The sequence below is a fragment of the Pseudorhodoferax sp. Leaf265 genome (genome assembly GCF_001422365.1).
Taxonomy (GTDB): domain Bacteria; phylum Pseudomonadota; class Gammaproteobacteria; order Burkholderiales; family Burkholderiaceae_C; genus Pseudorhodoferax.
Genome location: NZ_LMMT01000002.1, coordinates 208737 through 235722 on the forward strand (window position 1 = coordinate 208737; position 26986 = coordinate 235722).

Sequence of the window (26986 nt, forward strand, 5' to 3'; positions counted from 1 at the left end):
GAGACTTCCCATGTTCCCCGCCGACATCCTGATCGCCTACCTGCTCGCCACGCTGCTGGTGGTGCTGGCGCCGGGCCCCGACAACATCCTCGCGCTGAGCCGCGGCCTGGGCCAGGGCCGGACGGCAGCGGTCGCCTCCTCGGTCGGCGCCGGGCTCGGCATCATGGTCCACACGCTGGCCGCCACGCTGGGCCTCACGCTGGTCATCCAGGCCTCGCCGCTGGCGTTCTGGGCGATCAAGATCGTGGGCGCGGCCTACCTGCTGTGGCTGGGCGTCAAGGCGCTGCGCGCGCGCAGCCTGATCTCGTTCGCGCCGGCGGCGCACCAAAGCCTGCCGCGCGTGTTCTTCACGGGGTTGCTGTCCAACGTGCTGAACCCCAAGCCGGGCCTGTTCGTGCTGGCTTTCATCCCGCAGTTCGTGAGCGCGGAGCGCGGTTCGGTGCCGCTGCAGATGCTGGCTTATGGCGCGATCTTCGCGGTGCTCACGGCCGTGATCTTCTCGCTCCTCGGCGCGTCCGCGGCGCGGCTGTCGGGCTGGCTGTCACGTCGACCGCGCGCCACGGCCTGGCTCAACATCGGGGCCGGCGCGACCTTCGTGGTCTCCGGCCTGTCCATCCTGGCCCTGGGCAATCGGCGCTGAGCCCATCCCGAGCAGGCCGCGCCGCGCCGCGTCGACGCTGGCGACCACGGTCTTGCCATGCGTGTAGCCGCGCGCCACGATCTGGTCGATGCTCTTCCATTGCAGCATGCCCACGCGTTCCAGCGCCGGATGGAAGTACAGGTCGCAGCCCTGCTGGGCCTGGGCCTGGCGCGACATGCTGTACAGCCCCGTCACCGTCATGAGGTAGCTCGGCAGCGAGGGCAGGCGGTAGCGCCGCTGGGCCGGCGGGCGCAGCCGGTCGCGCCACAGGCTGATGTTGCCGGGCAGCTCGCCGGCCGGCACCTGCGTGGGGCCGCGCGTGTTCAGGTTCACGCCGATCACATAGCCCACGCCGCGCATGCGGCGCATCTGGTCGACCGGGAAGTTGTTGAAGGTGCCGCCGTCGCAGAGCAGCTCGCCGTCGCGCACCACGGGCGGCAGCGCGCCCGGGATCGAGATGCTGGCCAGCAGCGCCTGCACGAGGTTGCCGTGCGCGATGCGCTGCTCGCTGGCGCGCGAGTAGTTGGTTGCCACGCAGTGGTAGTTCTTCCAGAGATCCTCGATGTCGGCATCGAAACCCACCAGCGATTGCACGGCGCTGCGCAGCACGCCGCGCAGCCGCACGCCCTTGAACAGCGAGAGCAGCGGGAACAGGTTCATGTCGCCCGTGGGGTTCACGGCGAAGGCGCTGCGCGCGTTGGCCATCACCGTCTCCAGCGACTGGTCGGACGCCACATAGGCCGCCATCACGGCACCGATGCTGGTGCCGCCGACCCAGTCGATCTCCACGCCCTGTTCGCGCAGCACGCGGTACACGCCCAGGTGGGCGAAGCCGCGCGCCCCACCGCCAGCCAGCACCAGGCCGACTGCCGTGCGCGTGAGCAGCCGCGCCATGCGCGCCATGTCGCGTGCCAGCGCGGGGCGCAGGTGCACATGGCCGGCCAGTGGCCGGCGTTCCAGCCAGGCCGCCGTGCCCTGGGGCGAACGCCGCTCGGCCGGGTGCAGCAGCACCAGCAGTTCTGACACCTCGGTGCGCGGCGGGCGGTGCATGAGGAACTGCTGCTCCACCGCGTGCAGCGCCACCGGCTGCCCGGCGTCGGCCAGCAGCAGCAGCTCGTCGCAGTGGCGGCAGCAGCGCTGCGTCCAGGCCGTGGGGCCGGCGTCGGCCAGCAGCAGCACGGCGTCGTGCGTGGCCTCGATCTCGTCGAGCAGCAGCGCCACGCGGCGGCTGGCGTCGGCGCGGGCCTCGGGGTCGGCATCGTCGAGCGAGACGCCGGCATCGGCCAGGGCCTGGCGCACCTGCGCGGCATCGACGATGCGCACGCGGCCCTGGCCCTGGGTCAGCGCCAGCCGCTCGCCGACCTGGCGTGCCAGGTCGGCGGCGAAGGCCGCGGCGTCCACGCCCGCGGTGATGGGCACCAGGCTGATCGCCACCGGGCGCTCGTGCGCCTGCTGGCGCTGCTCGCCCTTCAGGCGCTGCACGATCTGGCGCGTCAGCGCGATCGACACCTGGGCGCTGCTTTCCAGCAGCGGCACGAACTCGGACTTGGCCAGCCGCACCAGCACCGAGTCGCGCACCGCCACCACGGTGGCCGCGCGCGGCTCGCCGGTGTACAGGCTCATCTCGCCCACGGTCTGGCCGCGCGCCATCTCGCCGACCATGCGCTCGCTGCCGTCGGCCGCGCGCACGTAGGCGCGCAGCCGGCCGCTGACGATGAGGTACATGGAATCGCCCTGTTCGCCCTGGTGCATGAGCGTCTCGCCGCCGGCGATCTCGATCCAGCGCAGGTGGCGGCGCAAATGGGCCAGGGCGGTCGGTTCGACCTCGCCGAAGATGGTCGACAGGTGCCGGGCAAGCAGTTCGTCGTGAAAGCGCTGGCGTGCCGTCGAGGAGTCCATGGGCCTGGAGGAAGGGGGACAGGGCGGGGCGGTTGCAAATTGTAGGTGGGGGGGGCTGTGCGGCTTGGTCCCCTCGTGCATCGCAGGATTGGATCTTTGCGGCAGGCCGGTATGCAGGTAGCTTCGGCCGCTGCCCATCTCACCGGAACCGCACACCATGACCCAGCGCGTGAATGCCTTCGACCAACCCATCGGCGCCGCCGTGTCGGACTGGACGCCGCGCCCGCGCCCGCAGCGCGTGACCCTCACCGGCCGCCTGTGCCGGCTCGAACCGCTGGACGCCGAGCGCCACGCGGCCGACCTGCACGCGGCCTACGCCGACGCGGCCGACGGGCGTGCCTGGACCTACATGGCCAGCGAGCCGTTCGCCGACGCGGCGGCCTACCGGCGCCATGCCCAGGCCATGGCCGAGAGCAGCGACCCGCTGCACTTCGCCGTCGTCGACCTGGCCAGCGGCCGGGCCGTGGGCACGCTGGCGCTCATGCGCATCGATGCGGCCAACGGCGTGGTCGAGGTCGGCCACGTGATGTTTTCGCCGCACCTGCAGCGCACGCCCTTGTCCACCGAGGCGCAGTACCTGCTCATGCGCCATGTGTTCGACGAGCTGGGCTACCGCCGCTACGAGTGGAAGTGCGACAGCCTGAACGCGCCCTCGCGCCGCACCGCCCAGCGCCTGGGTTTCACGTTCGAGGGCGTGTTCCGCCAGGCCATCGTGACCAAGGGCCGCAACCGCGACACGGCCTGGTTCGCCGTCATCGATGGCGACTGGCCCGCCCTGCGCGCAGCCTTCGAGGCCTGGCTGGCCCCGGACAACTTCGACGCCGACGGCCACCAGCGCCAGGGCCTGGCCGCGCTGCGCGCCGCGCACAGCGGCGCTGCCCGCGCCGACCTGCAGCTGCGTCCGCTCGCGGCCACCGACCATGCAGCCTGGCTGCCGCTGTGGCGGGGCTACCAGAGCTTTTACAAGGTGGACCTGGGTGATGCGCTCGACGCGCGCACCTGGCAGCGGCTACTCGACCCGGCCGAGCCCATGCACGCACTCGGCGCCTTCGACGCCGCGGGCCAGTTGCTGGGCATCGTGCACTGCATCTTCCACCGCTCGACCTGGACCGAGGGTCCCTACTGCTACCTGCAGGACCTGTTCACGGTGCCGGCCGCGCGCGGCCGCGGCGTGGGCCGCGCGCTGATCGAGGCGGTCTACGCGCGCGCGGCCGCAGAGGGCGCCAGCCGCGTCTGGTGGCTGACGCACGAGAGCAACGCGCCTGGCCGGCTGCTGTACGACCGCGTGGCGCAGAACGCCGGATTCATCCAGTACCGCAAAAGCCTGTAGCTGCGTATGGCCGCGGTCCTACGGCGTGCGCGGAGCGGCTTGGTACGATGCCGGCCTCGCTGCACCCGCCGTACACCGCCCATCCTGCCTGCATGGACGCTGCTTCCCCGTCATCACCGCACATCGCTGCCTCCGGGCAGGGCGACGACCGCCAGGCCGTGCTGACGGGCCGCTGGACGGCTTCCGACCTGGCGGGCGGCGACCACCTGGGCCGCGTGCGCCAGGCCCTGGCCGCGCTGCCGGCCACGGCCGGCTGGGACCTGCAGCAGATCGAGCGGCTGGACCACCTGGGCGCGCAGCTGCTCTGGAACCACTGGGGCCGCCAATGGCCGGCACGGCTGGCGCTGCTGCCCGAGCAGCGCAGCATGCTGGAGCGCGTGGCCGAATTCAGCTGCGCGCGCAAGGTCGAAGCGGACGGCAGCTTCGCGCAGACCATCGACACGCTGGGCGCCAGCGTGCTGCGCGGGCTGGGCCAGCTCAAGAGCGGCGTGCGCCTGATCGGCCAGCTCGCGCTGGACGGCCTGCGCTTCGCGCGCCGGCCGCAGTACGGCCCCTGGCGCGACATCTCGGGCCACCTGTACCAGATGGGCGCGATGGCCCTGCCCATCACGGCCCTGGTCGGCGCGCTGATCGGCGTGGTGCTGGCCTACCTGACGGCACTGCAGCTGCGCCAGTTCGGCGCCGAGTCCTTCATCGTCAACATCCTGGGCGTCTCGCTGGTGCGCGAGCTCGGGCCCATGCTGGCCGCCATCCTTGTGGCCGGGCGTTCGGGCTCGGCCATCACGGCGCAGATCGGCGTGATGCGCGTGACCGAGGAGCTGGACGCCATGCGCGTGATGGGCATCGCGCACGGCTTTCGGCTGGTGCTGCCGCGCGCCATCGCGCTGGCCATCGCCATGCCGCTGATCGCCACCTGGACCACGCTGGCCGGGATGGCGGGCGGCATGCTCGCGGCCGACCTCGCGCTGGGCATCACGCCGGCCTATTTCGTGGGCGCGCTGCCCGATGCGGTGAGCGCGGCCAACCTCTCCCTGGCGGTCAGCAAGTCGGTCGTGTTCGGCATCCTGATCGCCTTGATCGGCTGCCACTACGGCCTGCGCGTGAAGCCCAACACCGAGAGCCTGGGGCAGGGGACGACGGCCTCGGTGGTCTCGGCCATCACGGCCGTGATCCTGGTCGACGCGCTGTTCGCGGTGGTTTTCCGCAGCGTCGGCATATGAGTTCCGAGGACGTCGTCTCCATCCAGGGGCTGTGGACCGCCTTCGGCCAAGGCCGCGACCAGGTCGTGATCCATAAGGACCTGGAACTGTCGATCCGCGCCGGCGAGGTGGTCTCGCTGGTCGGCGGCTCGGGTACCGGCAAGACCGTTCTCTTGCGCCAGATGCTGGGGCTGGAGAAGCCCTACCGCGGCGAGGTCACGGTGCTGGGCGAGCCGGCCGCACAGCTGGGCCGGCGCGGCGCCGCCAGCCGCGTGGGCATGCTGTTCCAGCAGGGCGCGCTGTTCTCGGCCTTCAGCGTGCTCGACAACATCGCGTTTCCGCTGCGCGAGCTGCGCCGCCTGCCCGACGAGCTGGTCTACGACACCGCACTGGTCAAGCTGCAGATGGTGGGCCTGGGCCCGCAGCACGCCGGCAAGATGCCGGCCGACCTCTCGGGTGGCATGGTCAAGCGCGTGGCCCTGGCACGTGCGCTGGCCATGGACCCACCGCTGCTGCTGCTGGACGAGCCCACGGCCGGGCTGGACCCGCACGGCTCGGACGAGTTCGTCGAGCTGCTGCGCTCGCTGCACCGCGAACTGAACCTGACCGTGGTGATGGTCACGCACGACCTGGACACGCTGTTCGCACTGTCCAGCCGCGTGCTGGTGCTGGCCGAAAAGCGCGTGCTCGTGCACGGCACGCCGCAGGAGGTGGCCGCCTACGAGCACCCCTTCGTGCGCGACTTCTTCCAGGGCGAACGCGGCCGCCGCGCCATGACGCCGATCGGGCGCATCGTGCCCGCGCCGGTGTCCACCGAAAAGGATTGAGATGGAAAACAAAGCCCACGCCATGGCCGCCGGCATCTTCGTGCTGGTGGTCTCCGCATTGCTGATCGCGCTCGCGGTCTGGCTCGGCCGCGAGAGCGGCAGCAGCCACACCTACGAGCTGTCCACCAGTGACACCGTGACCGGCCTGCAGCCGCAGGCGCCGGTGCGTTACAAGGGCGTGGCCGTGGGCAAGGTCACCTTCATCGGCTTCGACCCCGACGTGCCCGGCAACATCGTGATCCGCCTCACGGTGGACGACACCACGCCGCTGTCGCCCAGCACCTTCGCCACGCTGAGCTACCAGGGCATCACCGGGCTGGCCTTCGTGCAGCTGGACGATTCCGGCGAGACCGCGCAACCGCTGCCGGCCGGTGCCAGCGGCGTGCCGCGCCTGCCGCTCAAGAACTCACGCCTGGGCGAGCTGACCGACCAGGCGCCGGAGCTGCTGGCCAAGGTGCAGCAGGCGCTGGACAGCGTGAACAAGATGCTGGGCGAGCAGAACCAGAAGAAGGTCGGCGCCGTGCTCGACAACACGGCCGTGGCGACCGAACGCATCGCTGCCGTGGCGCAGAACGTCAACCAGCTCGTCGTGCAGCTGGACAGCACGCTGCGCCAGCGCGTGGACCCGGCGCTGGCCCAGGTGCCGGGCATGGCGCAGGAGCTCACGCGCAGCCTGCAGGCGGTGCGCACGGCGGCCGACGACGTGGCCCGCATGTCCACCAACATCGACAAGACCGCCGACCGGCTGAACCAGAAGGACGGCCCGCTGGACCGCCTGGCCGAAGGCACGGCCGCGCTGTCGCGCGTGGCCGAGACCTTCGGCGCCGCCACGCTGCCGCGCGTGAACCGTGTGAGCGAGGACGCCTCCCGCGCGGCGCGCCAGCTGAGCCGCACCGTCAACGGCATCAACGACAACCCGCAGTCGCTGATCTTCGGCAGCGGCAATGTTCCACCGGGGCCGGGCGAAGCCGGCTTCGCGCCACCCGCCGCCGCAGGAGCCAGATGATGGGCCGCACCGCATTGCTTTCCCCCTTGTTGCTGGCCGCGTTGCTGGCCGGCTGTTCGGCACTGCCCGACAAGCCGACGCGCCCCGCGCAGTACGACTTCGGCCCCGGCCCGGTCGCCGATGCGCCCACGGACCGCCGTGCTCCGCTGGCGCCTTTGGCCCTGGACGAGGTCGAGGCCGCAGGCCCGCTCGAGGCCGGCACGGCCGTGCTGTACCGGCTGGGCTATGCCGATGCGCAGCAGCTGCGCCCTTATGCCCAGGCGCGCTGGAGCATGCCGCCCGCGCAACTGGTGCGCCAGCGCCTGCGCGAGCAGCTGGGCCAGCGCCGCACCGTCGTGGGTGCCGGCGAGGGCGCGGCCATGCTGCGCAATGACGGCCGCCAGCCGCTGGTGCTGCGCGTGGAATTGCTGGAATTCAGCCAGCTGTTCACGGCGCCGGCCCAGAGCGCGGGCCTGATGCGGCTGCGCGCCACGGTGGTCGACAACCTGCCGGCCGGCGAGAAGGTGCTGGCCCAGCGCCAGGTGATCGTGCAGCGGCCCGCGCCCACGGCCGATGCGGCCGGCGGCGTGCGTGCGCTGGCCGAGGCCACGGACGCGGCGGCGGCGGAGTTGTCGCAGTGGCTGGAGACGGTGGCGCGGTGAAGCCGGCCGGGCGTTGGGTTCTTACTGCCGCTGCGGCCTGCGCCTGCCTGATCGCGAGGGCGCAGGCACCGGTACCTGCACCGGCTGCCTCCGCTGCATCAGCGCCAGCCGCTGCGGAGACCGTACCGGCCATGTCCATCGTCGGCGAATGGCAGGGCCCCTTCCCCGGCACCAAGGTGGTCAAGCTGATGGACGGCGCGGACGGCGTGGCCTGCTACTTCTACGTGCCTGTGAGCGTGCCGTCCAACACCGTTTGCAACGGCAACGAGGGCTGCAACGTGCAGTACCCGAGCGGCGTGGGCACGGTGTCCTGCGTCAAGGTGCGCGAGGGCGACAAGGCGCCCGCGAAGGCAGCGGCCAGGCCGGCACCCAGGCGCTGAGCGGCTCTGGGGCCTCAGCGCCGCTGCGCCAGCAATTCCAGATACCCCGTCGCCGGGTCCGCCACCCGGTCGAACTGGTGGGCCGGCAGCAGCCCCAGCACGATCTCGGCCGTGGTGCGCACATTGCAACCGGGCATCACGTGGCCCCCCAGCACCTGGCCCTTGGCATCGGCCACGCTGGCATGCAGGTGCAGCCCGCCCGGCCCCAGCGTGCCGGCCAGGCCCAGCAGTTCCAGCGGGCCGTCGATGCGCGTGCCGGTGGGCGCGTCGGCGTAGCGCAGCATGGCCCGTGTGAGGCTGCCCACGGCCGAGAGCACGCAGGCCGCGTGCACGGGTTCGGCAGCATGGGCCGCCTGGTCGGCCCACCGCTGCAAGGCCGTGCGCAGGTCGTCGCCGGGCGCCAGGCGCAGCACCTCGACGCGCAGTTCGGTCGCCATGCTCAGGCCGCCACCGCGGCGTGCCAGGCCTGCCAGTCGCGGCCCGGGTGCACCTGGCCGCAGGAGCGGCAACGGCGTGCGGCCGCGTCGCTGCCGTAGAAGGCGTCGAACACGCGCGGCAGGTCGGCCACGATGCTTTGCAACTGCACCTCCGAGCGCTGCACCAGCGCCGCGCAGTGGGCGCAGTACCACTCGAAGCCGTCGACGAGGCCGGCCGGCCGCGCGCGCTCGACCACCAGGCACAGGCTGCCTTCCTCGGGCCGCTGCGGCGAATGCCGCACATGGGCCGGCAGCAGGAAGATGTCGCCCTCCTTGAGGTGGATGCGCTCGAACTGGCCGCGGTCCAGCACCAGCAGGCTGGCGTTGCCCCTGAACTGGTGGAAGAACTCCTCGAGCGGGTCGTCGTGGAAATCGGTGCGCTGGTTCGGGCCGCCGACCACGGTCACGAGGATGTCGGCGTCCTGCCAGACCTGCTGGTTGCCCACCGGCGGCTTGAGCCGGTCGGCGTGCTCGGCGATCCATTGCGGGAAGTTGATGGGCGGGCCGTAGCGCGGCATGCGTGTCTCCTAGGCGAGGGCGATGGCGGCGCCGCGGTTCAGGATGCCGCGCGCCAGGCTGGCCGGCGCCAGCATCGAGGTCTTGGGATTGTCGGGCAGCACCTGGCCGGTCACGGCGAAGTCGAAGTGGCCGAACGCGCCTTCGGCATGCAGCACATGGCGGTTGCCCTCGGCCGCCGGGTCGGCCATGAGCCGCACGCGCGTGGCCTCGAAGCCGGCACCGGCCAGGGCCACGGCGGCGGCCACGTTGGCGTTCTGCGGAAAGCGCAGCGCGGCCTCGCGCGCCGTGCCCTCGTAGAAGACGGTGGGCGCGGTCAGCGTGTCGAGTGCGCAGAGCTGCTCGGCCGGCGTGCCCTTCCAGGCGCGCGCGGGCTTGTGCGAGAGATAGTCCACCTGCGTGAGACCGGCCAGCCGCGCGGCCGAGAGGATGTCGAGCGCACCCAGCGCGCCGGCCGGCACCAGCACCTGGGCACGGCCGGCCTGGGCCGCGGCGCGCAGGCGCTGCTCCAGTGCGGCGTCGGCCAGCGCGCCGACGGCCGCCACCAGCAGATCGGTGCCGGCCGCGAGCACCTCGGCTCCGTGTTGCTGCAGGGCGGCATGGCCCGCGCATTCGACGACCAGGTCGGGCCGCTGCGCCAGCAAGGCCGCCACCGTCTCCACACGTTCGGCGCCTTCGGGCCAGCCGGCGCCCGCCGGCGTGCCGGGGCGCTGCAACACGGCCACGCAATGCACGCTGTCGCCGTGGATGGCCAGCATGCGCACGAGAGAACGGCCCATGGCGCCGAAGCCGATCAGGGCGATGCGCTGTGTCATGCCGCCCCCAGTCCGCTGGCGGCAAAGGCCGCGCGCACCTTGGCGCGCTGGGCGTCGTCCAGGTTTAGCAGCGGCCGGCGCACGGGCCCGCCGACCTGGCCCAACTGCTCCAGCCAGTGCTTCTGGAAGGCCTGCGGTGTGCCAGGGGGCCGGCAGGACTTGAGCGCCTGGCGCACGGGTTCCAGGCTGTCGCGCACGCGGCGCGCACCCACGGCGTCGCCGGCCATCGCCAGCCGCGTGTACTGGTCGATGCGGCGGTCGCCGGCCGTCTGGTAGAGCAGCGGCGGGATCGAGCACAGGTAGACCTGCCAGTTCAGCTCCAGGATGTTGTCCAGCCATTCCTCCTCGGAGGCGGTGCTGACGATCAGCTCGCCCTCGGTCATGCGCGTGAGCTCCACGTACATGGGGCGCGGCACGCTGTACTTGATGGCCACGATATTGGGGATGGCGCGCGCGATGCGCGCGCACAGCGCGGGCGACATCAGGTAGCCGGCGTCCTCGTGGCTCCACATGGCGATGCCGATGTCCACCTGCGCCGCGATGTGTTCGTAGTAGGCGAACACGGTGTCGTCCACGTCGCGGCCGAAGTGCAGCAGCGGCGCATGCACCACGATGTAGTCGGCGCCGATGGCCTGGGCGTGCCGGGCCAGTTCGACCACGGTGTCGATGTTCTGGTCCGAGCACGACAGGATGGTGCCGCTGCGGTGGCCGAGCGCGGCCGTCTCCTCCACCGCGATCTCGAAGCTGCGCTTGCGCTCGGCCACCGACATCGAGAAGAACTCGCCCTGCTTGCCCGAGATGAACAGGCCGCCGATGCCCAGGTCGCCGATCCAGTGGCGCAGGTTGCGGCGCAGGCCGGCCTCGTCGAGCGCCAGGCTGTCGGGAAGGAAGGGCGTGGGCGCGGCGGCCCAGACGCCGCGCAGGTGTTCGCGCGCATAGGCCTTGGCGTCGCGCGCGCGGTACTTCAGCATGGGGTGTCTCCGGTGGTGGCGTGTTGGATGGCCTGCCAGACCGACGCGGGCGTCATGGGCAGGTCGAGGTGCAGGACGCCCAGGGGCGCGAGCGCGTCCAGCACGGCGCCGCGCAGCGCGGCCGGCGCGGCGATGGCGCCGGACTCGCCCACGCCCTTGGCGCCCAGCGGGTTGGCATCGGTGGCGCTGGGGCGGCTGCGGTGCACGAGTTCCGGCAGGTCGTCGGCGCGCGGCACCGCGTAGTCCATCAGCGAGCCGGTCAGCAACTGGCCCTGGGCGTCGTAGTGCATGCGCTCCATGAGGGCCTGGCCCAGGCCCTGGGCGAAGCCGCCGTGCATCTGGCCTGCGAACAGCAGGGGGTTGACGACCGTGCCGGCGTCGTCGACCCAGAAGGCGCGTTCGGTGCGCACCGCGCCCGTGCGCGGGTCGACGCTGGCCAGCACGATGCAGCAACCCGCGCTCCAGGCCTCGGCCTGTGCGGTGTGCCGGGTCTCGACGCTGACGGGTTGTGGTGCGGCGGGCAGGTCGCGCAAGGCTTGCGCGGCGCGTAGCACGGCGCTGCCGCCGATGGCCATGCTGCGGCTGGCCAGCGCGCCGATGCCGGCCGGAGCGCGGTCACTGTCGCCTTCGACCACCTCGATCTGCTCCGGTGCGATGCCCAGCGCGTCGGCCGCGATCTGCGCGAAGGCCGTCGCATGGCCCTGTCCCTGGGTGCTGCTGCCGCTGGCCACGGTCACGCGGCCGTCGGGCCAGCGGGTGAGGCGGGCGCTCTCCCAGCCCGTGCCGCAGGGTTCCACATAGAGGTTGATGCCGATGCCCACGCACTCGCCGGCGGCGCGTCGGCGTGCCTGGTCGGCGCGCAGCGCGGGCAGGTCGGCAAGCAGGCAGGCGGCGTCGAGCAGGCCAGCGTAGTCGCCCGAGTCCAGCCACTGGCCGGTCGGCGTGGTCCAGGGCATGGCGCTGGCGGGCACGGTGTTGCGGCGGCGGATCGCCACCGGATCCAGGTTCAACCGGCGTGCGGCCGCGTCCAAGAGGCCTTCCATGACGAGCGCGGCCTCGGGCCGGCCAGCGCCGCGGTAGATGCCGACGGCGGCCGTGTTGGTCACCACGCCGCGCGCCACGGTGTCGATGGCGTCGCAGCGGTAGGGGCCGGGCAGCATGCGCGCCGCGTTGAGCGCGGGCACGGGCGTGCTCCAGGTGCTGCGGCAGCCCAGCGCTTACAGCAGCTCAGCTTCGAGGCCCAGCAGCTGGCCGTCAGCGGCAAAGAAGGCCCGGGCGGCGAGGTGGCCGGCCCGGCCCTGCGGCGCGGAAACGAAGTCTTCCTCGCGCGTGGCGATCCAGCGCACGGGCGCATCCAGGCGCAGCGCGGCGGCGGCCAGTGCCACCTCCTCCGGGCCCAGCGAGGCCTTGCCGCCGAAGGCGCCGCCCACGTCGGGCGCGATGGTGCGCACCTGTTCGGGCGCCAGGCCCAGCACCCGGGCCAGCTCCAGCCGCGCGCGGTGCGGCGACTGCAGCGGCGTCCAGGCCGTGAGTCGGCCGGCCTGCCAGTGCACGAGAAAGCCGCGCGGCTCCAGCGCCATGGGCGCGACGGGCGGGCAGGCGACGCGCAGCTGCACAGCGGCCGCGGCCCGGGCGCTGGCCCGCGCCAGATCGCCGGCCTGGTGGCGCTGCGCGAAGGCGGTGTTGTCGGGCCAGCCTTCCAGCAGCGGCGCCGCCGTGAGCGCTTCTTCGGCTGTGGTGCAGGCAGGCAGCGGTGCGTAGTCCACCGCCAGCGCCTCGGCCGCGTCGCGGGCCTGCACCGCCGTGTCGGCCACCACCAGCGCAATGGGCATGCCCACGCAGAGCACGCGACCGCGCGCCAGCACCGGGGTGCCGAAGGCGCGCACGCCTGGGAACAGGGGGTTGATGGCCAGCTGGCCCAGGGCCTGCAGGTCTTCGCCTGTCAGGACGAGGCGAACGCCGGGCATGGCACGCAGGTCCGCCAGGTTGGCCAGTGCGATGTGGGCGTGCGCCATGCCGCTGCGCGCGAATGCGGCGTCCAGGCAGCCCGGCGGTGCGAGGTCGGCCAGGTAGCGGCCCTGGCCGCGCAGCAGGTGCTCGTCCTCCCGTCGTGGGCAAGCGCGCCCCAGCCAGGGCAGGGGCGTGGTCGACGCGTGGGTTGGGGGCCGCAGCATGGCCCATAGGGTAGCGGCCTTGCGGCGCCGCCGGGCCGTCAGGCGCGTGCCGTGCGGTGGATGGGTTGGGGCAGCGGCTCGTCCAGCGCCAGGGCCACGCGCGCCAGTCGCGCATCGCCCTGCCGTTCGGGCGAAAAGCCATGGGCGCGGGCCAGCGTCAGCATGGGCTGGTTGGTGCGCAGCACATCGCCGTAGAGCCGCCGTACGCTGTGCCGGCGCGCCACGCGCACGAGTTGGCGCAGCAGCCTGCCACCCAGGCCCAGGCCCTGCCAATCGTCGGCCACGGCGAGTGCGAACTCGGCCTGGTCGGGCAGGTCGCCGTCGCAGACATAGCGCGCCTCGCCGACCTGCTGCGCACGACCGCCGTGTTCGGCGACGGCCAGCAGCGCGACATGCTGGCGAAAGTCGATGTCGGTCAGGTAGGCCGCCATGCCGGGCGGCAGCGCACTGAGCCCGGTCTGGAAGCGCTGGTAGCGCGACTGCTGCGTGAGCCCGCGTGCCACGAATTCCGAGGCCAGCTGCAGGTCGCCGGGCTGCACGGCGCGCACGGTCACGGCGCGGCCGTCGGCGAAGTCCCAGCGCGCGCTGGCGTTGCGCTCCGGGCAGGCGAGGGCGGTGTCCATGGCCTGGCCCCCCGTGTTATTGCAGCCGGTGCAGTCGGGCAGGCGACAGCGCGTAGACCAGCAGCGCGCCACGCGCCACGGGCGCAAACTGCTCGCCGGGCTCCAGCACGGTGTCCAGCATCTGGTCGTCCTCGGTGATCCACAGGCTGCCGCTGTCGCAGGCCACGCGGCTGCCTGGCGGCAGCCGCAGCAGGCCGCGCAGGGGCAGTTCGTATTCGGTCAGAGCATCCATGTCGTTCTCCATCACATGCTTCGGTGGAATGAATGTAGAACTTAGAATCCGATCGTTCCAACTGTCGTTTTGAATGTTTTGCATGCGAAATGAGAATGTGAAAACGCCAGACGATGTGGGCATCGCACGTGCCGACCTGCCGCGGCTGGACCTGCTGCGCAGCTTTGCCGTGGCGGCGCGCACGCTGAGCTTCACGCGCGCCGGCGCGGAGCTCGCGCTCACCCAGTCGGCCGTGAGCCGGCAGATCCAGCAGATGGAGGAGGGCCTGGGCGTGGCGCTGTTCGAGCGGCGCCACCGCGCGCTCGCGCTGACCCCGGCCGGCGAGACCATGTACCGCGCCGTGCAGGACTGCCTGGAGCGCCTGCGCGACGCCACGGCCAGCGTGCGTGCCGTGCGCCGGGCGCGCCAGGTGGCCGTGACGACCACGCCGGGCTTTGCCTCGCTGTGGCTGATCCCGCGGCTGGCGCGCTTCTCGGCAGACCATCCGCTGGTGGACGTGCGGGTGTCGGCCACCAACGAGCTGTTGAACCTGGAGCGGGCCGGCATCGACGTGGCGGTGCGCTTCTGCGCGATCGCCCAGGGCATGGGCCGGCCGCTGTTCGAGGAGACCGTGCTGCCGGTCTGCGCGCCGCGCCTGCTGCAGGACCCGGCGCGCCCGCTGCGCAGCCCGGCCGACCTCGTGCACCACACGCTGCTGGTCATGGAGGGCCACCACGGCATGGCGCCCATGGAGGACTGGGCGCCCTGGCTGCAGGTCATGGGGCTGGCCGGCATCCGCGGCACCAACCAGCTGCGCTTTTCCAACTACAACGACGCCGTGGCCGCGGCGCTGGCCGGGCAGGGCGTGGCCATCGGCCGGCTGCCGCTGGCGGGCGCGCTGCTGCATGCGGGCCAGCTGGTCGCGCCCTTCGAGGGCAGCGGTCATTCGCAGCGCGGCTACTTCGTGGCGGCCGGTCCGCAGGCCGAGGCCAACCCGGACGCACGCGACTTCATCGCCTGGCTGCATGCCGAGGCGCAGCGGCCGTTTTGACGATGTCGCAGGTCCAGAGTTTTCCTCCGGTCGCGCGGCCTGACGCGCGCGTGCTGGTGCTGGGCAGCATGCCGGGCGCCATGTCGCTGCGTCTGCAGCAGTACTACGCCCATCCGCAGAACGCGTTCTGGAAGATCATGGGCGCGGTGTTCGGTTTCGATCCGCTGCACACGGCGTACGACGAGCGCCTGATGGCCTTGCGGGACGGCGGCGTCGCGCTGTGGGACGTGCTGGCCAGCTGCGAGCGGCCCGGCAGCCTGGACAGCGCCATCGTGCCGGCCAGCATCGTGCCCAACGACTTCGCGGCCTTCCTCGCCGCCCATCCGCAGGTCCACCGCGTGTGCTTCAACGGCGCCAAGGCCGAGGCCGTGTTCCGCCGGCAGGTGCTGCCGCAGCTGACGCAGCCGCTCGAACTGCTGCGCCTGCCTTCGACGAGCCCGGCCCATGCCGGCATGCCGCTGGCGGCCAAGACCGCCGCCTGGCGCGACGCATTGCTGGCTTGAGCGGCCGGCGCCGCGGGTGTACAAGCGCGGCACAAACACGCGTGACAGACACGCGCCAAGGAGACCGCCATGCGCAACCTCGTCGACCAGCTGAGCCAGTACGCGGCGTACCACCGCGATCGCCGCAACATCGCCACGCATTTCATCGGCATCCCCATGATCGTGCAGGCCGTGGCCGTGCTGCTGGCCCGGCCGGTGCTGGCCGAGGCCGGGCCGCTGGCGGTCTCGGCGGCCACGCTGGTCACGCTGGCCACCGCGCTGTACTACCTGCGGCTGGACGCGCGGCTCGGCGCTGTGATGGCGGTGTTGCTTGGCCTGGCGCTGTGGTGCGCGCAGCTGCTGGCGGCGCAGCCCACGCCAGTCTGGCTGGGCTGGGGCCTGGGCCTGTTCGTGGTCGGCTGGCTGTTCCAGTTCGTCGGCCATTACTGGGAAGGGCGCAAGCCGGCCTTCGTCGACGACCTGGTCGGCCTGGTCATCGGCCCGCTGTTCGTGCTGGCCGAGCTGGCCTTCCTGCTGGGCCTGCGGCGCGAACTGCAGCAGCAGATCGAGGCCCGCGTGGGGCCGGTGCGCGGCGCGGCCGTGGCGGCCTGATCAGCGCCCGCCCGAAACGTCGAGCAGCGCCATCGTGGTGTAGCTCGCGCCTTCGCCCATGAGCCAGACGATGGCTTCGGCGACCTCTTCGGCCGAGCCGCCGCGCTGCATGGGCACCAGGTGGGCGAGCTGCTGCACGCGGTCGGGCTGGCCGCCCGAAGCGTGGATCTCGGTCTCGATCAGGCCAGGCCGCACGGCGTTCACGCGGATGCCCTCGGCCGCGACCTCCTTGGCCAGGCCCAGCGTGAAGGTGTCGATGGCGCCCTTGCTGGCCGCGTAGTCCACGTACTGGCCCGCGCCGCCCAGGCGCGCGGCAGCGCTCGACATGTTGACGATGGCGCCGCCTTGGCCGCCATGGCGCGTGCTCATGCGGCGCACGGCCTCGCGCGCGCAGAGCAGGCTGCCCAGCAGGTTGATGTCGAACATGCGGCGCCAGCGTGCCAGGTCCATCTCGTCCAGGCGCTGGCTGCGGTCCACCACGCCGGCGTTGTTGACGAGGGCGGTGAGCCGGCCGAGCCCGGCGTCGACTTCGCCGAACATGCGCAGCACCTGGGCCTCGTCGGACACGTCGGCCTGCACGGCGATGGCGCGGCCGCCCTGGTCCGTGATCCGGCGCACCACGTCCTGCGCGGCCTCTGCGTTGTGCGTGTAGTTGACGGCCACGGCCCAGCCCTGGCGGGCCGCCAGCAGCGCGGTGGCGGCGCCGATGCCGCGGCTGCCGCCGGTGACGAGTGCGATCTTGTCCATGCAGGTCTCCATGCGAGGGGAGGGCGCATGGTAGTGCGGGTCGCCGCCAAGACGGCGTGCGGTGGAGGGGCAAGCGGTTTCCTGCTACAACCGCCCGTTTCGCCAACACGCAACGAAGGAGCACCGCACCATGGGCCAGTTCATCGACCTGAAGTCTGCCGACGGATTCACTTTCCCTGCCTACGTGGCCCGACCGGCCGGCACGCCCCAGGGCGCCATCGTGGTGGTCCAGGAGATCTTCGGCGTCAACTCGCACATCCGCAGCGTGGCCGACAGCTACGCCGCGCAGGGCTACCTGGCGGTCGCGCCGGCCACCTTCCACCGCGTCAAGCCCGGCGTGGAGCTGGGCTACACCAACGAGGACATGCAGGCCGGCTTTGCGCTGAAGACCGCCGTGGAAGAGCTACCCGCGCCCGGCGTGCTGGCCGACATCCAGGCCGCCATCGACCATGCCGCCAAGGAGAGCGGCAAGAAGGTGGGCATCGTCGGCTACTGCTGGGGCGGCCTGCTGGTCTGGCGCAGCGCGGCGACGCTGAACGGCTTGTCGGCGGCCGTGCCTTACTACGGTGGCGGCGTGACGACCGAGGCCGAGGTGGCGCGCAGCCCCAAGGTGCCGGTGCTTGCGCACTTCGGCGAGCGCGACCACTGGATCCCGCTGGACAGCGTGGAGGCCTTCAAGAAAGCCCACCCCGAAGTCGAGGTCCACGTCTACGCGGCCGACCACGGCTTCAACTGCGACCAGCGCGGCTCCTACGACGCGGCCGCGGCCAAGCTCGCGCTGGAGCGCACGCTGGCCTTCTTTGGCAAGCACCTGAGCTGAGCATGCGCGGCCGGCTGGTGGCTTCCTGGCTGTGGCTGCTGGCGCTTCCGGCGCTGGCGGCCGACTATGCCGGCCCGCTGTTCGACACCCACCTGCACTACAACGTCGAGGCCTGGAACGGCCAGCAGGGACCGCATCCGCTGGCCGACGTGCTGGCGCGCATGCAGCGCAACGGCGTGCGCGCCATCGTCGCCAATTCGCGCACCAACGACGGCACCAAGCTGCTGGCCGCCAGCCCTGAGACGCGCGCGGCCGGCGTGGCCGTGGTGCCCTTCATCCGGCTGTACCGCAACCGCGACGACTACACGAACTGGTTCCGCGACCCGAGCATCTATGCCATGGTCGAGGAGGAGTTCGCGCGCGGCACCCAGGGCGGGCCGTACCGCGGCATCGGCGAGTTCCACCTCTACGACAGCGCCAACGCCGACGGGCCGGTGGCGCGCCAGCTCATGCAGTTCGCCGAGCGGCATGGCCTGGCCGTGCTGGCCCATGTGGACGACGTGGCCGTGGACAAGCTGATGGCCCATGCGCCCGGCGCGCGGCTGGTCTGGGCCCACACCGGCATCGGCGGTGCTCCCGTGGCGCGCGTGCAGGCGCTGCTGGAGCGCTATCCGCGCCTCGTCGGCGAACTCTCGTACCGGCCGGGCCTCACCTGCGAGAACGGCACGCTGTGTCCGGACTGGGACGCGCTGCTGCGCCAGCACCCGACGCGCTTCGTGATCGGTTCGGACACCTGGGTCAACCAGCGCTGGAGCGCCTACGACCTGCTCATGCAGGAGTACCGCCGCTGGCTGGGCGCGCTGCCGGCGCCGCTGGCGCAACGCATCGCCTGGGACAATGCGGCCGCGCTGTTCGGAGTTCCGACGCCACCCTGAAACCTTTTTTGCAGAGAGTTCCCATGAGCATCCAACGCCACGAACCCACCCCCATCCTGTCCAACGCCGTCGAGCACGGCAACACCGTCTACCTGGCCGGCATCGTGGCCGACGACCCGAGCGCCGACGTCAAGGGCCAGACGCAGCAGATCCTGACCCGCATCGACGCGCTGCTGGCGCGCTGCGGCAGCGACAAGTCGCGCATCCTGTCGGCCCAGATCTGGCTGACCGACATCGGCAACCGCGCGGCCATGAACGAGGTCTGGTCGGCCTGGGTCGACCCCAAGAACCTGCCCGTGCGTGCCTGCGTCGAGTCCAAACTGGCCGATCCGCGCCTCCTGGTCGAGATCATGGTGACGGCCGCCAAGTAAGCCTTCGCACCATGCTGCAGCTGCACTACCACCCGACCGACGCCAGCATGGCGCCGCACATGCTGCTCGAGGAGCTGGGCGTGCCGTTCGAGCTGCAACTGGTGGACCGGGCCAACCAGGCCCACAAGTCCGAGGCTTACCTGCGGCTCAACCCCAACGGCTTGATCCCGGTGCTGGTCGATGGCGACACCGTGCTGTACGAGACGGCCGCCATCCTGCTGCACCTGGCCGACACGCACCCGGCGGCTGGCCTGGCCCCCGCGCTGGGCTCGGCCGAGCGCGCGCACTACTACAAGTGGATGCTGTGGCTCAGCAACACGCTGCACGCCACGCTGGGCCTGTACTTCTACCCCGAACGCTGGGCCTCGCCCGACCACGTGCACGGCGCCACCACGGTGAAGGCGCGGGCCGAGGCGCGTGCCGGCCAGTTGCTGGAGATCCTGGACCAGGAACTGGCGCGCCACGGCAGCGCCTGGTTGCTGGGCGAGCGCTTCACGGCGCTCGATCCCTACACGCTGATGCTGGCACGCTGGACCCGGCATTTCGGCCGGCCGGCGCGTGAGCTGCCGCACCTGGGACCCTACTTGCAGCGTGTGCTGGCGCGGCCCGCCGTGCAGCGCGCCTACGTCACCGAGCAGATCGGCGCGCCGCCGGTCTGAAGTCCACGCGCCGCCGTGCCGGCGGCGGGAAGTCCAGCGTGAACACGGTCGGCAGGCCCGGCGCGCTGCGCACGCCGACGCGGCCCTGGTGCAGGTCCATCACGCTCTTGACGATGGCCAGGCCCAGGCCGGAGCCGGTCTCGGCGGCCGGGTTCTCGATGCGGTAGCGCCGCTGGAAGATGTCGGCCTGGTGCGCCGGGTCGATGGGCTCGCCCTCGTTGGCCACGGTCACGCGCGTGAAACCCGGGGCAATGGAATGGGCGGACAGCCGCACCGTGCTGCCCGGGCGCGCATGGCGCAGCGCATTGGTCAGCAGGTTGCCCACCGCGCGGGCGAACAGCACCTCGTCGGCCCAGGCGCGTAGGCCGGGCTGCACGTCCAGCGCGAGTTGCAGGCCGCGGTCTTCGGCCAGCACGTCGAAGAACTCCACCATGCCCGTCAGACGCTCGCGCATGCTCTGCCAGTCCGCCTTGAGCAGCGTCTGCGCATGGTCGGCGCGGGCCAGGAACAGGATGTTCTCGATCAGGCGGCCGATGCGTTCGTAGTCGGTCACGGCGGCCTCCAGCACGGCGCGGTACTCGTCGGCGCTGCGCGGTTGCGACAAGGTGACCTGGGCAGCCGTCAGCAGGCGGTGGATGGGGGCACGCAGGTCGTGCGCGAGGTCGGAGGAGAAGCCCGACAGACGTGAAAACGCGTCCTGCAGCCGGTCCAGCATGCCGTTGAAGGCCTGGGCCACGGGCGCCAGTTCGGCCGGCACGGCATCGGCCGGCAGGCGCTCGCCCAGGGCCTGGGCGCCGATGCGGTTGGCGGTGGTGCCCAGCTGCCGCACCGAGGTCAGGATGCGCCGCGTGATGCACCAGGCCAGCAGCCCGGTGGCCAGGGCGCCGGCCGCCAGCGTCCAGAACATCACGCGCCAGGCGCGCTCGATGAAGGCATCGCGCTGCTGTTCCGGGATGGCCATGGGCAGGGCCGTGAACTCCTGCTCCAGCAGGCGGCCGACCATCCAGCAGCCCACCAGCATCAGCAGCACGGTGGCGACCGAAATCGCCAGCGCGATCCGCGCCGCCATCGAATTGCGCAGCGGCAGCCGGTGCCGCACGGCTTGCGGCGGCGGAACTTCAGGCAGGACGGGAGTCGAGGACATAGCCGACGCCACGGATGGTGTGGATCAGCTTGTCCACGAACGGGTCGTCGACCTTGGCGCGCAGGCGCCGCACGGCCACGTCGATCACGTTGGTGTCGCTGTCGAAGTGCATGTCCCAGCAGTTCTCCGCGATCAGCGTGCGCGAGACCACCTGGCCCAGGTGGCGCGCCAGGTAGTCCAGCAGCGCGAATTCCTTGGTCGTCAGGGCCAGGTGCCGGCCGGCACGGCGCACCAGGCGGCGCGCGCTGTCCACCTCCAGATCGGCCACGCGCACCACGGGCGGTGTGGCCGGCTGCGCGGCACGGCGCGCCACCACCTGGATGCGCGCCAGCAGTTCGGCGAAGGCGAAGGGCTTGACGAGGTAGTCGTCGGCGCCCAGCTGCAGGCCGCGCACGCGGTCCTCCACCTGGTCGTGCCCACTGAGCATGAACACAGGGGTGTGCTGGCGCGCCCGCAGGCTTTCCAGCACCTGCCAGCCGTCGGCACCGGGCAGGCTCACATCCAGCAGGATCAGGTCGTAGCGGCCCGAGGTGGCCAGGTGCAGGCCTTCGATGCCGTCCTGGGCGGTGTCGACCACATGGCCGTGTTCGGTCAGCCCCTTGTGCAAGTAGGCGGCGGTGGTGGGTTCGTCTTCGATCGAAAGCAGGCGCATGGTCAAAACAGTCCTTGGCCGGGGCAACTGCAGTGCTGCGTCCAACCTTACCGGGAGATGACAGCGACTGTAGAGAGCCGTCCTGACGCCATCAAGACAGATGGCGGCAACGCACTGTTGCCGAACTGGAAATAGCCAGACCGGGTTTGGCGGCCGTGGCGCACCGGCATCGGCGCCGGGTGCTTGTGTGGCGGCTGAGGAACAGCTTGTGCCAAAAGTGCTGGGGGTTTGCGAACGACCCCCCTGGTTTTGCGACACCGGGCCTGTCGGCGCGCCCGGCCGATCCCTACGCTCACGGTCATGTTCTCTGCGAAGAGTCGCGGGACATGACCCGATCACGAAACCTCACTCAAGGATGACCATGAAAAAGATCGCAACGCTGGCAGTGCTGGCCGCTGCCGCTTCCGCTTCCTACGCCCAATCCTCCGTCACGCTGTTCGGCATCGCCGACGCGACGGTCCAAGTCGGCCGCGGCAGCGTCGACAACAACGTCGGCCTGGGTAGCGGTGGTCTGTCCACCAGCCGCATCGGCTTCCGCGGTGTGGAAGACCTGGGTGGCGGCCTGAAGGCTGGCTTCTGGCTCGAAGCCGGTTACACCCTGAACAACGGCAACGGCCAGAACAGCAACGCGCTGGCATTCACCCGCCGTTCGACCGTCAGCCTGATGGGCGACAGCTGGGGCGAAATCCGCCTGGGCCGCGACTTCACGGCACCTTACAACAACCTGTATGACGCCTTCGGCGACAACGGCGTTGGCAACATCCTGGAAACCCAGGACCTGGGCCTCGGCTACGGTCTGCAGACCCGTACCAGCAACGCTGTTTCGTACTTCACCCCCAAGACCCTGGGTGGCTTCTTCGGTCAAGTCCAGTACTACCGCAATGGCCGCGATGCCAGCCCCGCTGCCAACCGCGACCAGTACGGCAACGGCTATGGCGTTCGCGTCGGCTACGAAAACGGCCCGGTGAGCGTGGGCGTTGCTTACGGCGATACCGACTACAACGACACCACGATCGGCGCGAAGGTCGACACGAAGAACATCAACTTCGGTGGCTCCTACGACTTCGGCGTCGCCAAGCTGCTGGTGTCGGTCGGCCAGGATAAGGGTGAAGCACTGGGCGAAAGCGCCAAGACCCGCCTGTACACCGTCGGCACGACCGTGCCTGTGGGCGCTGGCTTGGTCCGCGCTTCCTGGACCCGTGCCAGCCAGAAGGACAGCGAAGTCCGTGCAGACAAGTTCGCCCTCGGCTACGTGCACAACCTGTCCAAGCGCACTGCTCTGTACACCACGTTTGCCTACCTGAAGAACAAGGACGCTTCGAGCCTGGCTCTGAACGGTTCCGTGACCGGTGCTGGCGACAGCTCCAAGGGCCTGGACATCGGCCTGCGCCACGCCTTCTAAGGATCACCGCTTCGCCATTTGATTGGCGAGCTTCTCCAAGGTGACTTGTCGCCCGCCTCTTGCAAGAGAGGCGGGCTTTTTGTTGTTTGTATGTAACTATCGGGTTACCACTATTGATCATTACAGAGATGTAATCTAGGAGAAATGCTGCTGTCAGGTTGGCAGATTTATTCTTCCGGACATCCCAAACCGCGGGGGGGCGCACTGCAAAGAGGTGGCCCAGGCGCTGCAAACGTAGCTTTCTCGCAACAAAGGAGTCCAAGACATGCGCCGACAAGACATCCAACTGCTGGCCCTGGCCCGCCAGGGCGACGCCGCAGCGCGCAGCGAAGCCGGGCGCCGTTACCTGGTCGGGGGCGACGGCTTTCCCCGCCATGTCGCTACCGGCATGGAGTACCTGAGCCACCCCAGCGTGCGCGACCGGATCGAGACCGCCCGAACCATCGCCGAAAGCCTGCCGCTGCAGGACCTGCTGCAGCTGCAGCAGGACGAGGCTTTGCGCAAGGCCGCCGGCGCCGGCAGTCTGCTGGCCCAGTTCAAGCTCGGCGTGTGGCTCTGCCTGCAGCACAGCCGTGTCGATGCCGGCGTGGCATGGCTCGAGGCCGCGGCCACCGGTGGCCATGTGGAGGCGCGCCAGGCCGTGGCGGCGCTGCGCCAGGCACGTGCCGCCGATGCCTTGGCGGCCATGCTGCGTGCCGTGTCCGGCAGCGCTGCTGTGGATGTGGCGCAGGTCGCCACGATGGCCGCACGCCAGGCCCGCGAGGGCGGCTCGCTGGATCTGCTGCTCGACTGCGTGCACGTGGCTTTGCTGCTGGCGCCGCGCCTCACGCATGGGCTGTCGGATCTGGTGGTGGCCGCCGTGTTGCTGGCCGAGCGCGAAGGCAGCGAATTGCGTGGCTTGTTGCCCGAACAGGTCGAGGCCAGCCTGGAGATGGCGATTGCACGGGGCGAGCGCGATGCGGCCTGCCTGCTCGGCCGGGCGCTGTGCGGCATTGCGCACAGCGGCCTCGCCCCGGCGCGGCTGGCCACCGGCAGCAACATGCGCAAGGGCGTGGCACTGCTGCTGCGCGCAGCCGATGGCGGCCGCGATGACGCCTGGCTGGACCTGTACGCCATGCATTCGGACCACCGGCTGTCGGTCTCCAACCCGCAGCTGGCCCGTTTCTTCCTCGAAAAGGCGGCCACGCTGGGCCAGGCCGAGGCGCAACGCAAGCTGGGCGCGCTGGCGCTGCGTGCGGCCACCACGCTGGCCGAGAGCGAGCAGGCGATCGGCTGGCTGCATGCCGCCGCGGCGCAGGACGACGCCCATGCCCAGCGCCTGCTGCAATCGCTGGTGCTGCCTGTGGCCGGCGACGAGGCGACGGCGCGCAGTGCCATCGAGCAGCTGCGCCAGAGCGATCCCTGGCTGGCCATGCGGCTGACGCTGGCGCGCGATTTCGGCCTGACCAAGCTCGAGGCGCTCAGCGTGGACCCGGCCGAGGGCCGCCGGCCCTGGGGCTTGCTGGTGGGGCGCAACCCCTTCATCACCCAGGCCCGGCTGTCGGCGCCGCGCGCGGTGCCGGCACTGACCGCGCAGGCGGCCCAGAACCTCGCACGCGCGGCGTCCTTCTTCGAGCAGTCGCGCGGCGACAGCAATGCCTTCGAAGGCGACCTGCGCCGCCGCTCGGTGCGCCAGCGCCGCGCCTTCGAGCGCCTGGGATTGTCCGAGGACCTCTTCTTCGCCGAGGCCAGCTCGACCCAGCTGGAGTCGTTCCGCCTCGGGCCGAAGTGGGCCTTCCGCGCCAAGAAGCCGCTGGAGCTGGCGCTGGCCAGCTGAGCCCGCGCCGGCCATTCCCGGGCTGCGGCTGGGGGTGGGCGTGTTGTTGAGAATTTCTCTCAACTAAGATCGGCCATCTCGAAGGAAAAGGATGGCCATGGCGGCACGGATGGATGAGAGTGTGTGGGCGGCGGAACCCCTGGTGCTCGTGCGCCAGCTGGGCGCGGCGCAGCAGCGCTGCAGTGCCGTGATCGCCGCGCAGCACCGGCGCATCGAACAACTGGAGGCGCAACTGCTGCGCACGCGCGCGGCGCTGGTGCTGCGCACCACGGCGCTGGCCTGGGCGCGCCAGCAGGATGTGGCGTCCATCGACGAACACGATCCCGCCGCGCTGGACGCAAGCCTGCGCGCTGCCGATCTCGTGATTTGCCAGACTGGCTGCCTGAGCCATGGCGACTACTGGCGTGTGCGCGACCATTGCCGGCGCACCGGCAAGACCTGCGTCATGGTGGAGCAGCCAGAGGCCTTGCGCATCGTGCGGCTGCAGCGCGAGGCCGCGGCCGGCTGAAGGCTCAGCGCGCGCTGCGGGCCAGATAGCGCTTGCGCCGGAACAGCACGATCAGCAGCGCGGCGATCACGCCCATGGCGCCCATGGCCCACCAGAAGCCGTCCTGCTGGTGGATCAGCGGGATGAACTCGAAGTTCATGCCGAAAATGCCAGCGATCAGGTTCAGCGGCAGGAACACGGCGGTCAGCGCGGTCAGCACACGCATGATGTCGTTGGTGCGGTTGCTCTGCGCCGAGAAGTGGATCTGCACCACGGTCTCGGCGTTCTGCTCGAGCCGGCGCACATGGTGGACGACGCGCTGGATGTGCTCGATCACGTCGCGCGAGCGCGCCACCAGGCCATCGCGCTCGGCCTGCGGCATGGCGCTGGCGGGCTGCTCGCGCAGCGTGTCCAGCCATTCCTGCATGGCGTCGTGCTGCTCCTCGCAAAGGTCTTCCAGCATGTGCAGTTCGTTGCGGGCCGCCATCAGCGCGTTCCAGTTCGAAAAGCGCGAACCGGGCCGCAGCAGTTCCTGCTGCCAGTGGTCCAACTGCTGGCTCAGCACCTTGCGCAGCTCCAGGTAGCTGTCCACCATGACGTTGACCATGCGCAACATGAGGTCGGCAGGCAGGGTCGGCAGGCGCGAGCGCACCGTGGTCGTCAGGCCGTCGCTGTGCACGGCGTCGGACAGGTAGCGCTGCAGGAACGCGCGCGCGGTGAAGCAGCCGGCCGGGTGCACGCTGACCAGCAGCCGGTCGAACACAGCGAAGCCGACGGCCCGCGTGCTGATGCGCCGGAACGCGGCCGGCATGGAGCGGGCCGGGCCGTTGGATTCGGACTCCTTGCCGGTTTCCTCCTGCGTGGCCAGCCGGCGGAACACGATCAGGTCATAGACCGAGGTGTAGTCGTAGTGCGAGGGGTGGGCTGCGTTGAGCAGGTCGGCGCAGTGCAGGTCCAGCAGCTGCGAGCCACCCAGGCGCTGGGCCGCGCGCTGCACGAGGGGCAGCTCGGCCTCCAGCTGCTCGCGCTCGACGAACAGCCAGACGAAGCCGTTTTCGGGCGCGCGTGCGGGCAACTCCTCGGCAAAGCGCAGCGTGCCGGGGCTGAACTCGACGATCTGCATGGGCGGTGTCAGCCGCGCAGCTTGCGTGCCGCGTCCAGCGCGAAGTAGGTCAGCACGCCATTGGCGCCGGCGCGCTTGAAGGCCAGCAGACTTTCCAGCATCACGGCGTCGTGGTCCAGCCAGCCGTTCTGCGCGGCGGCCTTGAGCATGGCGTACTCGCCGCTGACCTGGTAGGCGAAGGTCGGCACGCCGAACTGGTCCTTCACGCGGCGCACCACATCCAGGTAGGGCATGCCGGGCTTGACCATGACCATGTCGGCGCCTTCGGCCAGGTCCATGGCGACTTCGCGCAGCGCTTCGTCGGTGTTGCCCGGGTCCATCTGGTAGACCTTTTTGTTGCTCTTGCCCAGGTTGGCGGCCGAGCCCACGGCATCGCGGAAGGGACCGTAGAAGGCCGAGGCGTACTTGGCGCTGTAGGCCATGATGCGCGTGTGGACCAGGTCCTGGGCCTCCAGCGCCTGGCGAATCGCACCGATGCGGCCGTCCATCATGTCGCTGGGCGCGACGATGTCGACTCCGGCCTGGGCCTGGGTCAGTGCCTGGCGCACCAGCACGGCAGTGGTGGCGTCGTTGAGGATGTAGCCGGCGTCGTCGAGCAGGCCGTCCTGGCCATGGCTGGTGTAGGGGTCCAGTGCCACATCGGTCATCACGCCGAGTTCGGGGAAGCGGTCCTTGAGCGCACACACCACCCGCGGGATCAGGCCGTCGGGGTTGGCGGCCTCGGCGCCGTCGGCGGTCTTGAGGCCGGGGTCGATCACCGGGAACAGCGCCATCACCGGGATCTGCAATCGCACGCATTCCTCGGCGACGGGTAGCAGCAGGTCCAGGCTCAGCCGTTCCACGCCGGGCATCGAAGGCACGGCATGGCGTTGGCCGCTACCGTCCTGCACGAACACCGGGTAGATCAGGTCGTGCGTGGACAGGCTGTGCTCGCGCACCAGGTCGCGCGTGAAGGCGTCATAGCGCAACCGGCGAGGACGGGCGGCGGGGAAGGCTGCGAGGGGGGAAAGGTCTGGGCGGCTCATGGCCGAAGTGTG

The 26986-nt window shown here is 71.0% G+C and carries 30 protein-coding genes and 1 pseudogene; 17 read left to right on the forward strand and 14 right to left on the reverse strand.

Annotated elements, in window-relative coordinates:
* The first annotated feature begins 10 nt into the window (after window positions 1–10).
* Window positions 11–640 (forward strand): LysE family translocator, encoded by a 630-nt coding sequence (locus ASF45_RS05175; RefSeq protein ID WP_056657985.1) that lies wholly within the window; start codon window positions 11–13, stop codon window positions 638–640.
* Here ASF45_RS05175 and ASF45_RS05180 read toward each other — a convergent pair.
* Window positions 542–2539 (reverse strand): patatin-like phospholipase family protein, encoded by a 1998-nt coding sequence (locus ASF45_RS05180; RefSeq protein ID WP_063887581.1) that lies wholly within the window; start codon window positions 2537–2539, stop codon window positions 542–544. The genes ASF45_RS05175 and ASF45_RS05180 overlap by 99 nt on opposite strands.
* 157 nt (window positions 2540–2696) lie before the next feature.
* Here ASF45_RS05180 and ASF45_RS05185 point away from each other — a divergent pair, with 157 nt between their 5' ends.
* The 6 genes from ASF45_RS05185 (at window position 2697) to ASF45_RS05210 (ending at window position 7922) form a co-directional block, all read left to right on the forward strand.
* Window positions 2697–3869, forward strand: coding sequence for a GNAT family N-acetyltransferase (locus ASF45_RS05185; protein WP_056657988.1), 1173 nt, complete (start codon window positions 2697–2699; stop codon window positions 3867–3869).
* A 92-nt stretch (window positions 3870–3961) separates the two neighbouring features.
* Window positions 3962–5089, forward strand: coding sequence for an ABC transporter permease (locus ASF45_RS05190; RefSeq protein ID WP_082550818.1), 1128 nt, complete (start codon window positions 3962–3964; stop codon window positions 5087–5089).
* Complete coding sequence (locus tag ASF45_RS05195; RefSeq protein WP_056657990.1) at window positions 5086–5895, forward strand: ABC transporter ATP-binding protein; 810 nt, start codon at window positions 5086–5088, stop codon at window positions 5893–5895. Before ASF45_RS05190 ends, ASF45_RS05195 begins: the two co-directional genes overlap by 4 nt.
* Before the next feature lies 1 nt (window position 5896).
* A complete protein-coding gene (locus ASF45_RS05200; protein WP_056657994.1) occupies window positions 5897–6901 on the forward strand; it encodes an MlaD family protein in 1005 nt (334 codons plus the stop codon).
* Window positions 6901–7542: an ABC-type transport auxiliary lipoprotein family protein gene (locus tag ASF45_RS05205; protein ID WP_235580812.1), complete on the forward strand. Its 642-nt coding sequence runs from the start codon at window positions 6901–6903 to the stop codon at window positions 7540–7542. The genes ASF45_RS05200 and ASF45_RS05205 overlap by 1 nt, the downstream gene beginning before the upstream one ends.
* Before the next feature lie 131 nt (window positions 7543–7673).
* On the forward strand, window positions 7674–7922 hold the full coding sequence (locus ASF45_RS05210; protein ID WP_056658002.1) for a hypothetical protein: 249 nt from the start codon (window positions 7674–7676) through the stop codon (window positions 7920–7922).
* 14 nt (window positions 7923–7936) lie between these two features.
* On the opposite strand, the gene ASF45_RS05215 is transcribed toward ASF45_RS05210, so the two are convergent.
* From ASF45_RS05215 to ASF45_RS05250, 8 genes and pseudogenes are all read right to left on the reverse strand, one after another.
* Entirely contained in the window at window positions 7937–8359 is a 423-nt protein-coding gene (locus ASF45_RS05215) for a PPC domain-containing DNA-binding protein (protein ID WP_235580813.1), read from the reverse strand.
* Window positions 8360–8361: 2 nt separating this feature from the next.
* Window positions 8362–8916, reverse strand: a complete 555-nt coding sequence (locus ASF45_RS05220; RefSeq protein ID WP_056658004.1) for a 3-hydroxyanthranilate 3,4-dioxygenase — start codon at window positions 8914–8916, stop codon at window positions 8362–8364.
* Between the two features lie 9 nt (window positions 8917–8925).
* A complete protein-coding gene (locus ASF45_RS05225; protein ID WP_056658008.1) occupies window positions 8926–9729 on the reverse strand; it encodes an aspartate dehydrogenase in 804 nt (267 codons plus the stop codon).
* Window positions 9726–10700 (reverse strand): dihydrodipicolinate synthase family protein, encoded by a 975-nt coding sequence (locus ASF45_RS05230; RefSeq protein WP_235580815.1) that lies wholly within the window; start codon window positions 10698–10700, stop codon window positions 9726–9728. The genes ASF45_RS05225 and ASF45_RS05230 overlap by 4 nt, the downstream gene beginning before the upstream one ends.
* Complete coding sequence (locus tag ASF45_RS37040) at window positions 10694–11656, reverse strand: xanthine dehydrogenase family protein molybdopterin-binding subunit (protein ID WP_369802099.1); 963 nt, start codon at window positions 11654–11656, stop codon at window positions 10694–10696. Before ASF45_RS37040 ends, ASF45_RS05230 begins: the two co-directional genes overlap by 7 nt.
* 30 nt (window positions 11657–11686) lie before the next feature.
* Window positions 11687–12874: pseudogene (locus ASF45_RS36280) on the reverse strand (xanthine dehydrogenase family protein molybdopterin-binding subunit); the annotation flags it as partial.
* A gap of 38 nt (window positions 12875–12912) precedes the next feature.
* A complete protein-coding gene (locus ASF45_RS05245; RefSeq protein ID WP_056658017.1) occupies window positions 12913–13497 on the reverse strand; it encodes a GNAT family N-acetyltransferase in 585 nt (194 codons plus the stop codon).
* A gap of 16 nt (window positions 13498–13513) precedes the next feature.
* Window positions 13514–13729, reverse strand: coding sequence for a DUF2917 domain-containing protein (locus tag ASF45_RS05250; protein WP_056658020.1), 216 nt, complete (start codon window positions 13727–13729; stop codon window positions 13514–13516).
* A gap of 97 nt (window positions 13730–13826) precedes the next feature.
* Between ASF45_RS05250 and ASF45_RS05255 the strand changes: the two genes are divergently transcribed.
* From ASF45_RS05255 to ASF45_RS05265, 3 genes are all read left to right on the forward strand, one after another.
* Complete coding sequence (locus ASF45_RS05255; RefSeq protein ID WP_235580816.1) at window positions 13827–14759, forward strand: LysR substrate-binding domain-containing protein; 933 nt, start codon at window positions 13827–13829, stop codon at window positions 14757–14759.
* A 2-nt stretch (window positions 14760–14761) separates the two neighbouring features.
* The gene (locus ASF45_RS05260; RefSeq protein ID WP_056658025.1) at window positions 14762–15262 is read left to right on the forward strand and encodes a DNA-deoxyinosine glycosylase; all 501 of its coding nucleotides are present in this window, start codon (window positions 14762–14764) and stop codon (window positions 15260–15262) included.
* Between the two features lie 69 nt (window positions 15263–15331).
* On the forward strand, window positions 15332–15853 hold the full coding sequence (locus ASF45_RS05265; protein ID WP_056658029.1) for a DUF962 domain-containing protein: 522 nt from the start codon (window positions 15332–15334) through the stop codon (window positions 15851–15853).
* Here ASF45_RS05265 and ASF45_RS05270 read toward each other — a convergent pair whose 3' ends face one another.
* On the reverse strand, window positions 15854–16600 hold the full coding sequence (locus ASF45_RS05270; RefSeq protein WP_056658033.1) for an SDR family oxidoreductase: 747 nt from the start codon (window positions 16598–16600) through the stop codon (window positions 15854–15856). It abuts the gene before it with no gap.
* 130 nt (window positions 16601–16730) lie between these two features.
* On the opposite strand from ASF45_RS05270, the gene ASF45_RS05275 reads away from it, so the two are divergent.
* The 4 genes from ASF45_RS05275 to ASF45_RS05290 are packed head-to-tail and all read left to right on the forward strand — an operon-like array spanning window position 16731 to window position 19325.
* Window positions 16731–17420, forward strand: a complete 690-nt coding sequence (locus ASF45_RS05275) for a dienelactone hydrolase family protein (RefSeq protein WP_056658036.1) — start codon at window positions 16731–16733, stop codon at window positions 17418–17420.
* A 2-nt stretch (window positions 17421–17422) separates the two neighbouring features.
* Window positions 17423–18295, forward strand: a complete 873-nt coding sequence (locus ASF45_RS05280; RefSeq protein ID WP_056658039.1) for an amidohydrolase family protein — start codon at window positions 17423–17425, stop codon at window positions 18293–18295.
* Window positions 18296–18318: 23 nt separating this feature from the next.
* Window positions 18319–18666 carry a RidA family protein gene (locus tag ASF45_RS05285; protein WP_056658042.1) on the forward strand — a complete coding sequence of 116 codons (348 nt, stop codon included), beginning with the start codon at window positions 18319–18321 and terminating at the stop codon, window positions 18664–18666.
* An 11-nt stretch (window positions 18667–18677) separates the two neighbouring features.
* Entirely contained in the window at window positions 18678–19325 is a 648-nt protein-coding gene (locus ASF45_RS05290; protein ID WP_056658045.1) for a glutathione S-transferase family protein, read from the forward strand.
* Here the strand turns inward: ASF45_RS05290 and ASF45_RS05295 are convergent.
* The gene (locus tag ASF45_RS05295) at window positions 19294–20469 is read right to left on the reverse strand and encodes a heavy metal sensor histidine kinase (RefSeq protein ID WP_082550815.1); all 1176 of its coding nucleotides are present in this window, start codon (window positions 20467–20469) and stop codon (window positions 19294–19296) included. The genes ASF45_RS05290 and ASF45_RS05295 overlap by 32 nt on opposite strands.
* Window positions 20444–21121 carry a heavy metal response regulator transcription factor gene (locus ASF45_RS05300; RefSeq protein WP_056658051.1) on the reverse strand — a complete coding sequence of 226 codons (678 nt, stop codon included), beginning with the start codon at window positions 21119–21121 and terminating at the stop codon, window positions 20444–20446. Before ASF45_RS05300 ends, ASF45_RS05295 begins: the two co-directional genes overlap by 26 nt.
* Window positions 21122–21476: 355 nt before the next feature.
* On the opposite strand from ASF45_RS05300, the gene ASF45_RS05305 reads away from it, so the two are divergent.
* The 3 genes from ASF45_RS05305 to ASF45_RS05315 all read left to right on the forward strand — a co-directional run bounded on the left by ASF45_RS05305 (window position 21477) and on the right by ASF45_RS05315 (window position 24847).
* Window positions 21477–22523: a porin gene (locus tag ASF45_RS05305; RefSeq protein WP_056658053.1), complete on the forward strand. Its 1047-nt coding sequence runs from the start codon at window positions 21477–21479 to the stop codon at window positions 22521–22523.
* Between the two features lie 265 nt (window positions 22524–22788).
* Window positions 22789–24339: a hypothetical protein gene (locus ASF45_RS05310; protein WP_056658057.1), complete on the forward strand. Its 1551-nt coding sequence runs from the start codon at window positions 22789–22791 to the stop codon at window positions 24337–24339.
* A 109-nt stretch (window positions 24340–24448) separates the two neighbouring features.
* Window positions 24449–24847 carry a DUF2325 domain-containing protein gene (locus ASF45_RS05315; RefSeq protein ID WP_235580818.1) on the forward strand — a complete coding sequence of 133 codons (399 nt, stop codon included), beginning with the start codon at window positions 24449–24451 and terminating at the stop codon, window positions 24845–24847.
* Between the two features lie 4 nt (window positions 24848–24851).
* Here the strand turns inward: ASF45_RS05315 and ASF45_RS05320 are convergent, their stop codons facing one another.
* Window positions 24852–25949 (reverse strand): magnesium transporter CorA family protein, encoded by a 1098-nt coding sequence (locus ASF45_RS05320; protein ID WP_056658063.1) that lies wholly within the window; start codon window positions 25947–25949, stop codon window positions 24852–24854.
* Between the two features lie 8 nt (window positions 25950–25957).
* Window positions 25958–26974, reverse strand: coding sequence for a porphobilinogen synthase (gene hemB, locus ASF45_RS05325; RefSeq protein WP_056658066.1), 1017 nt, complete (start codon window positions 26972–26974; stop codon window positions 25958–25960).
* Window positions 26975–26986 lie beyond the last annotated feature (12 nt).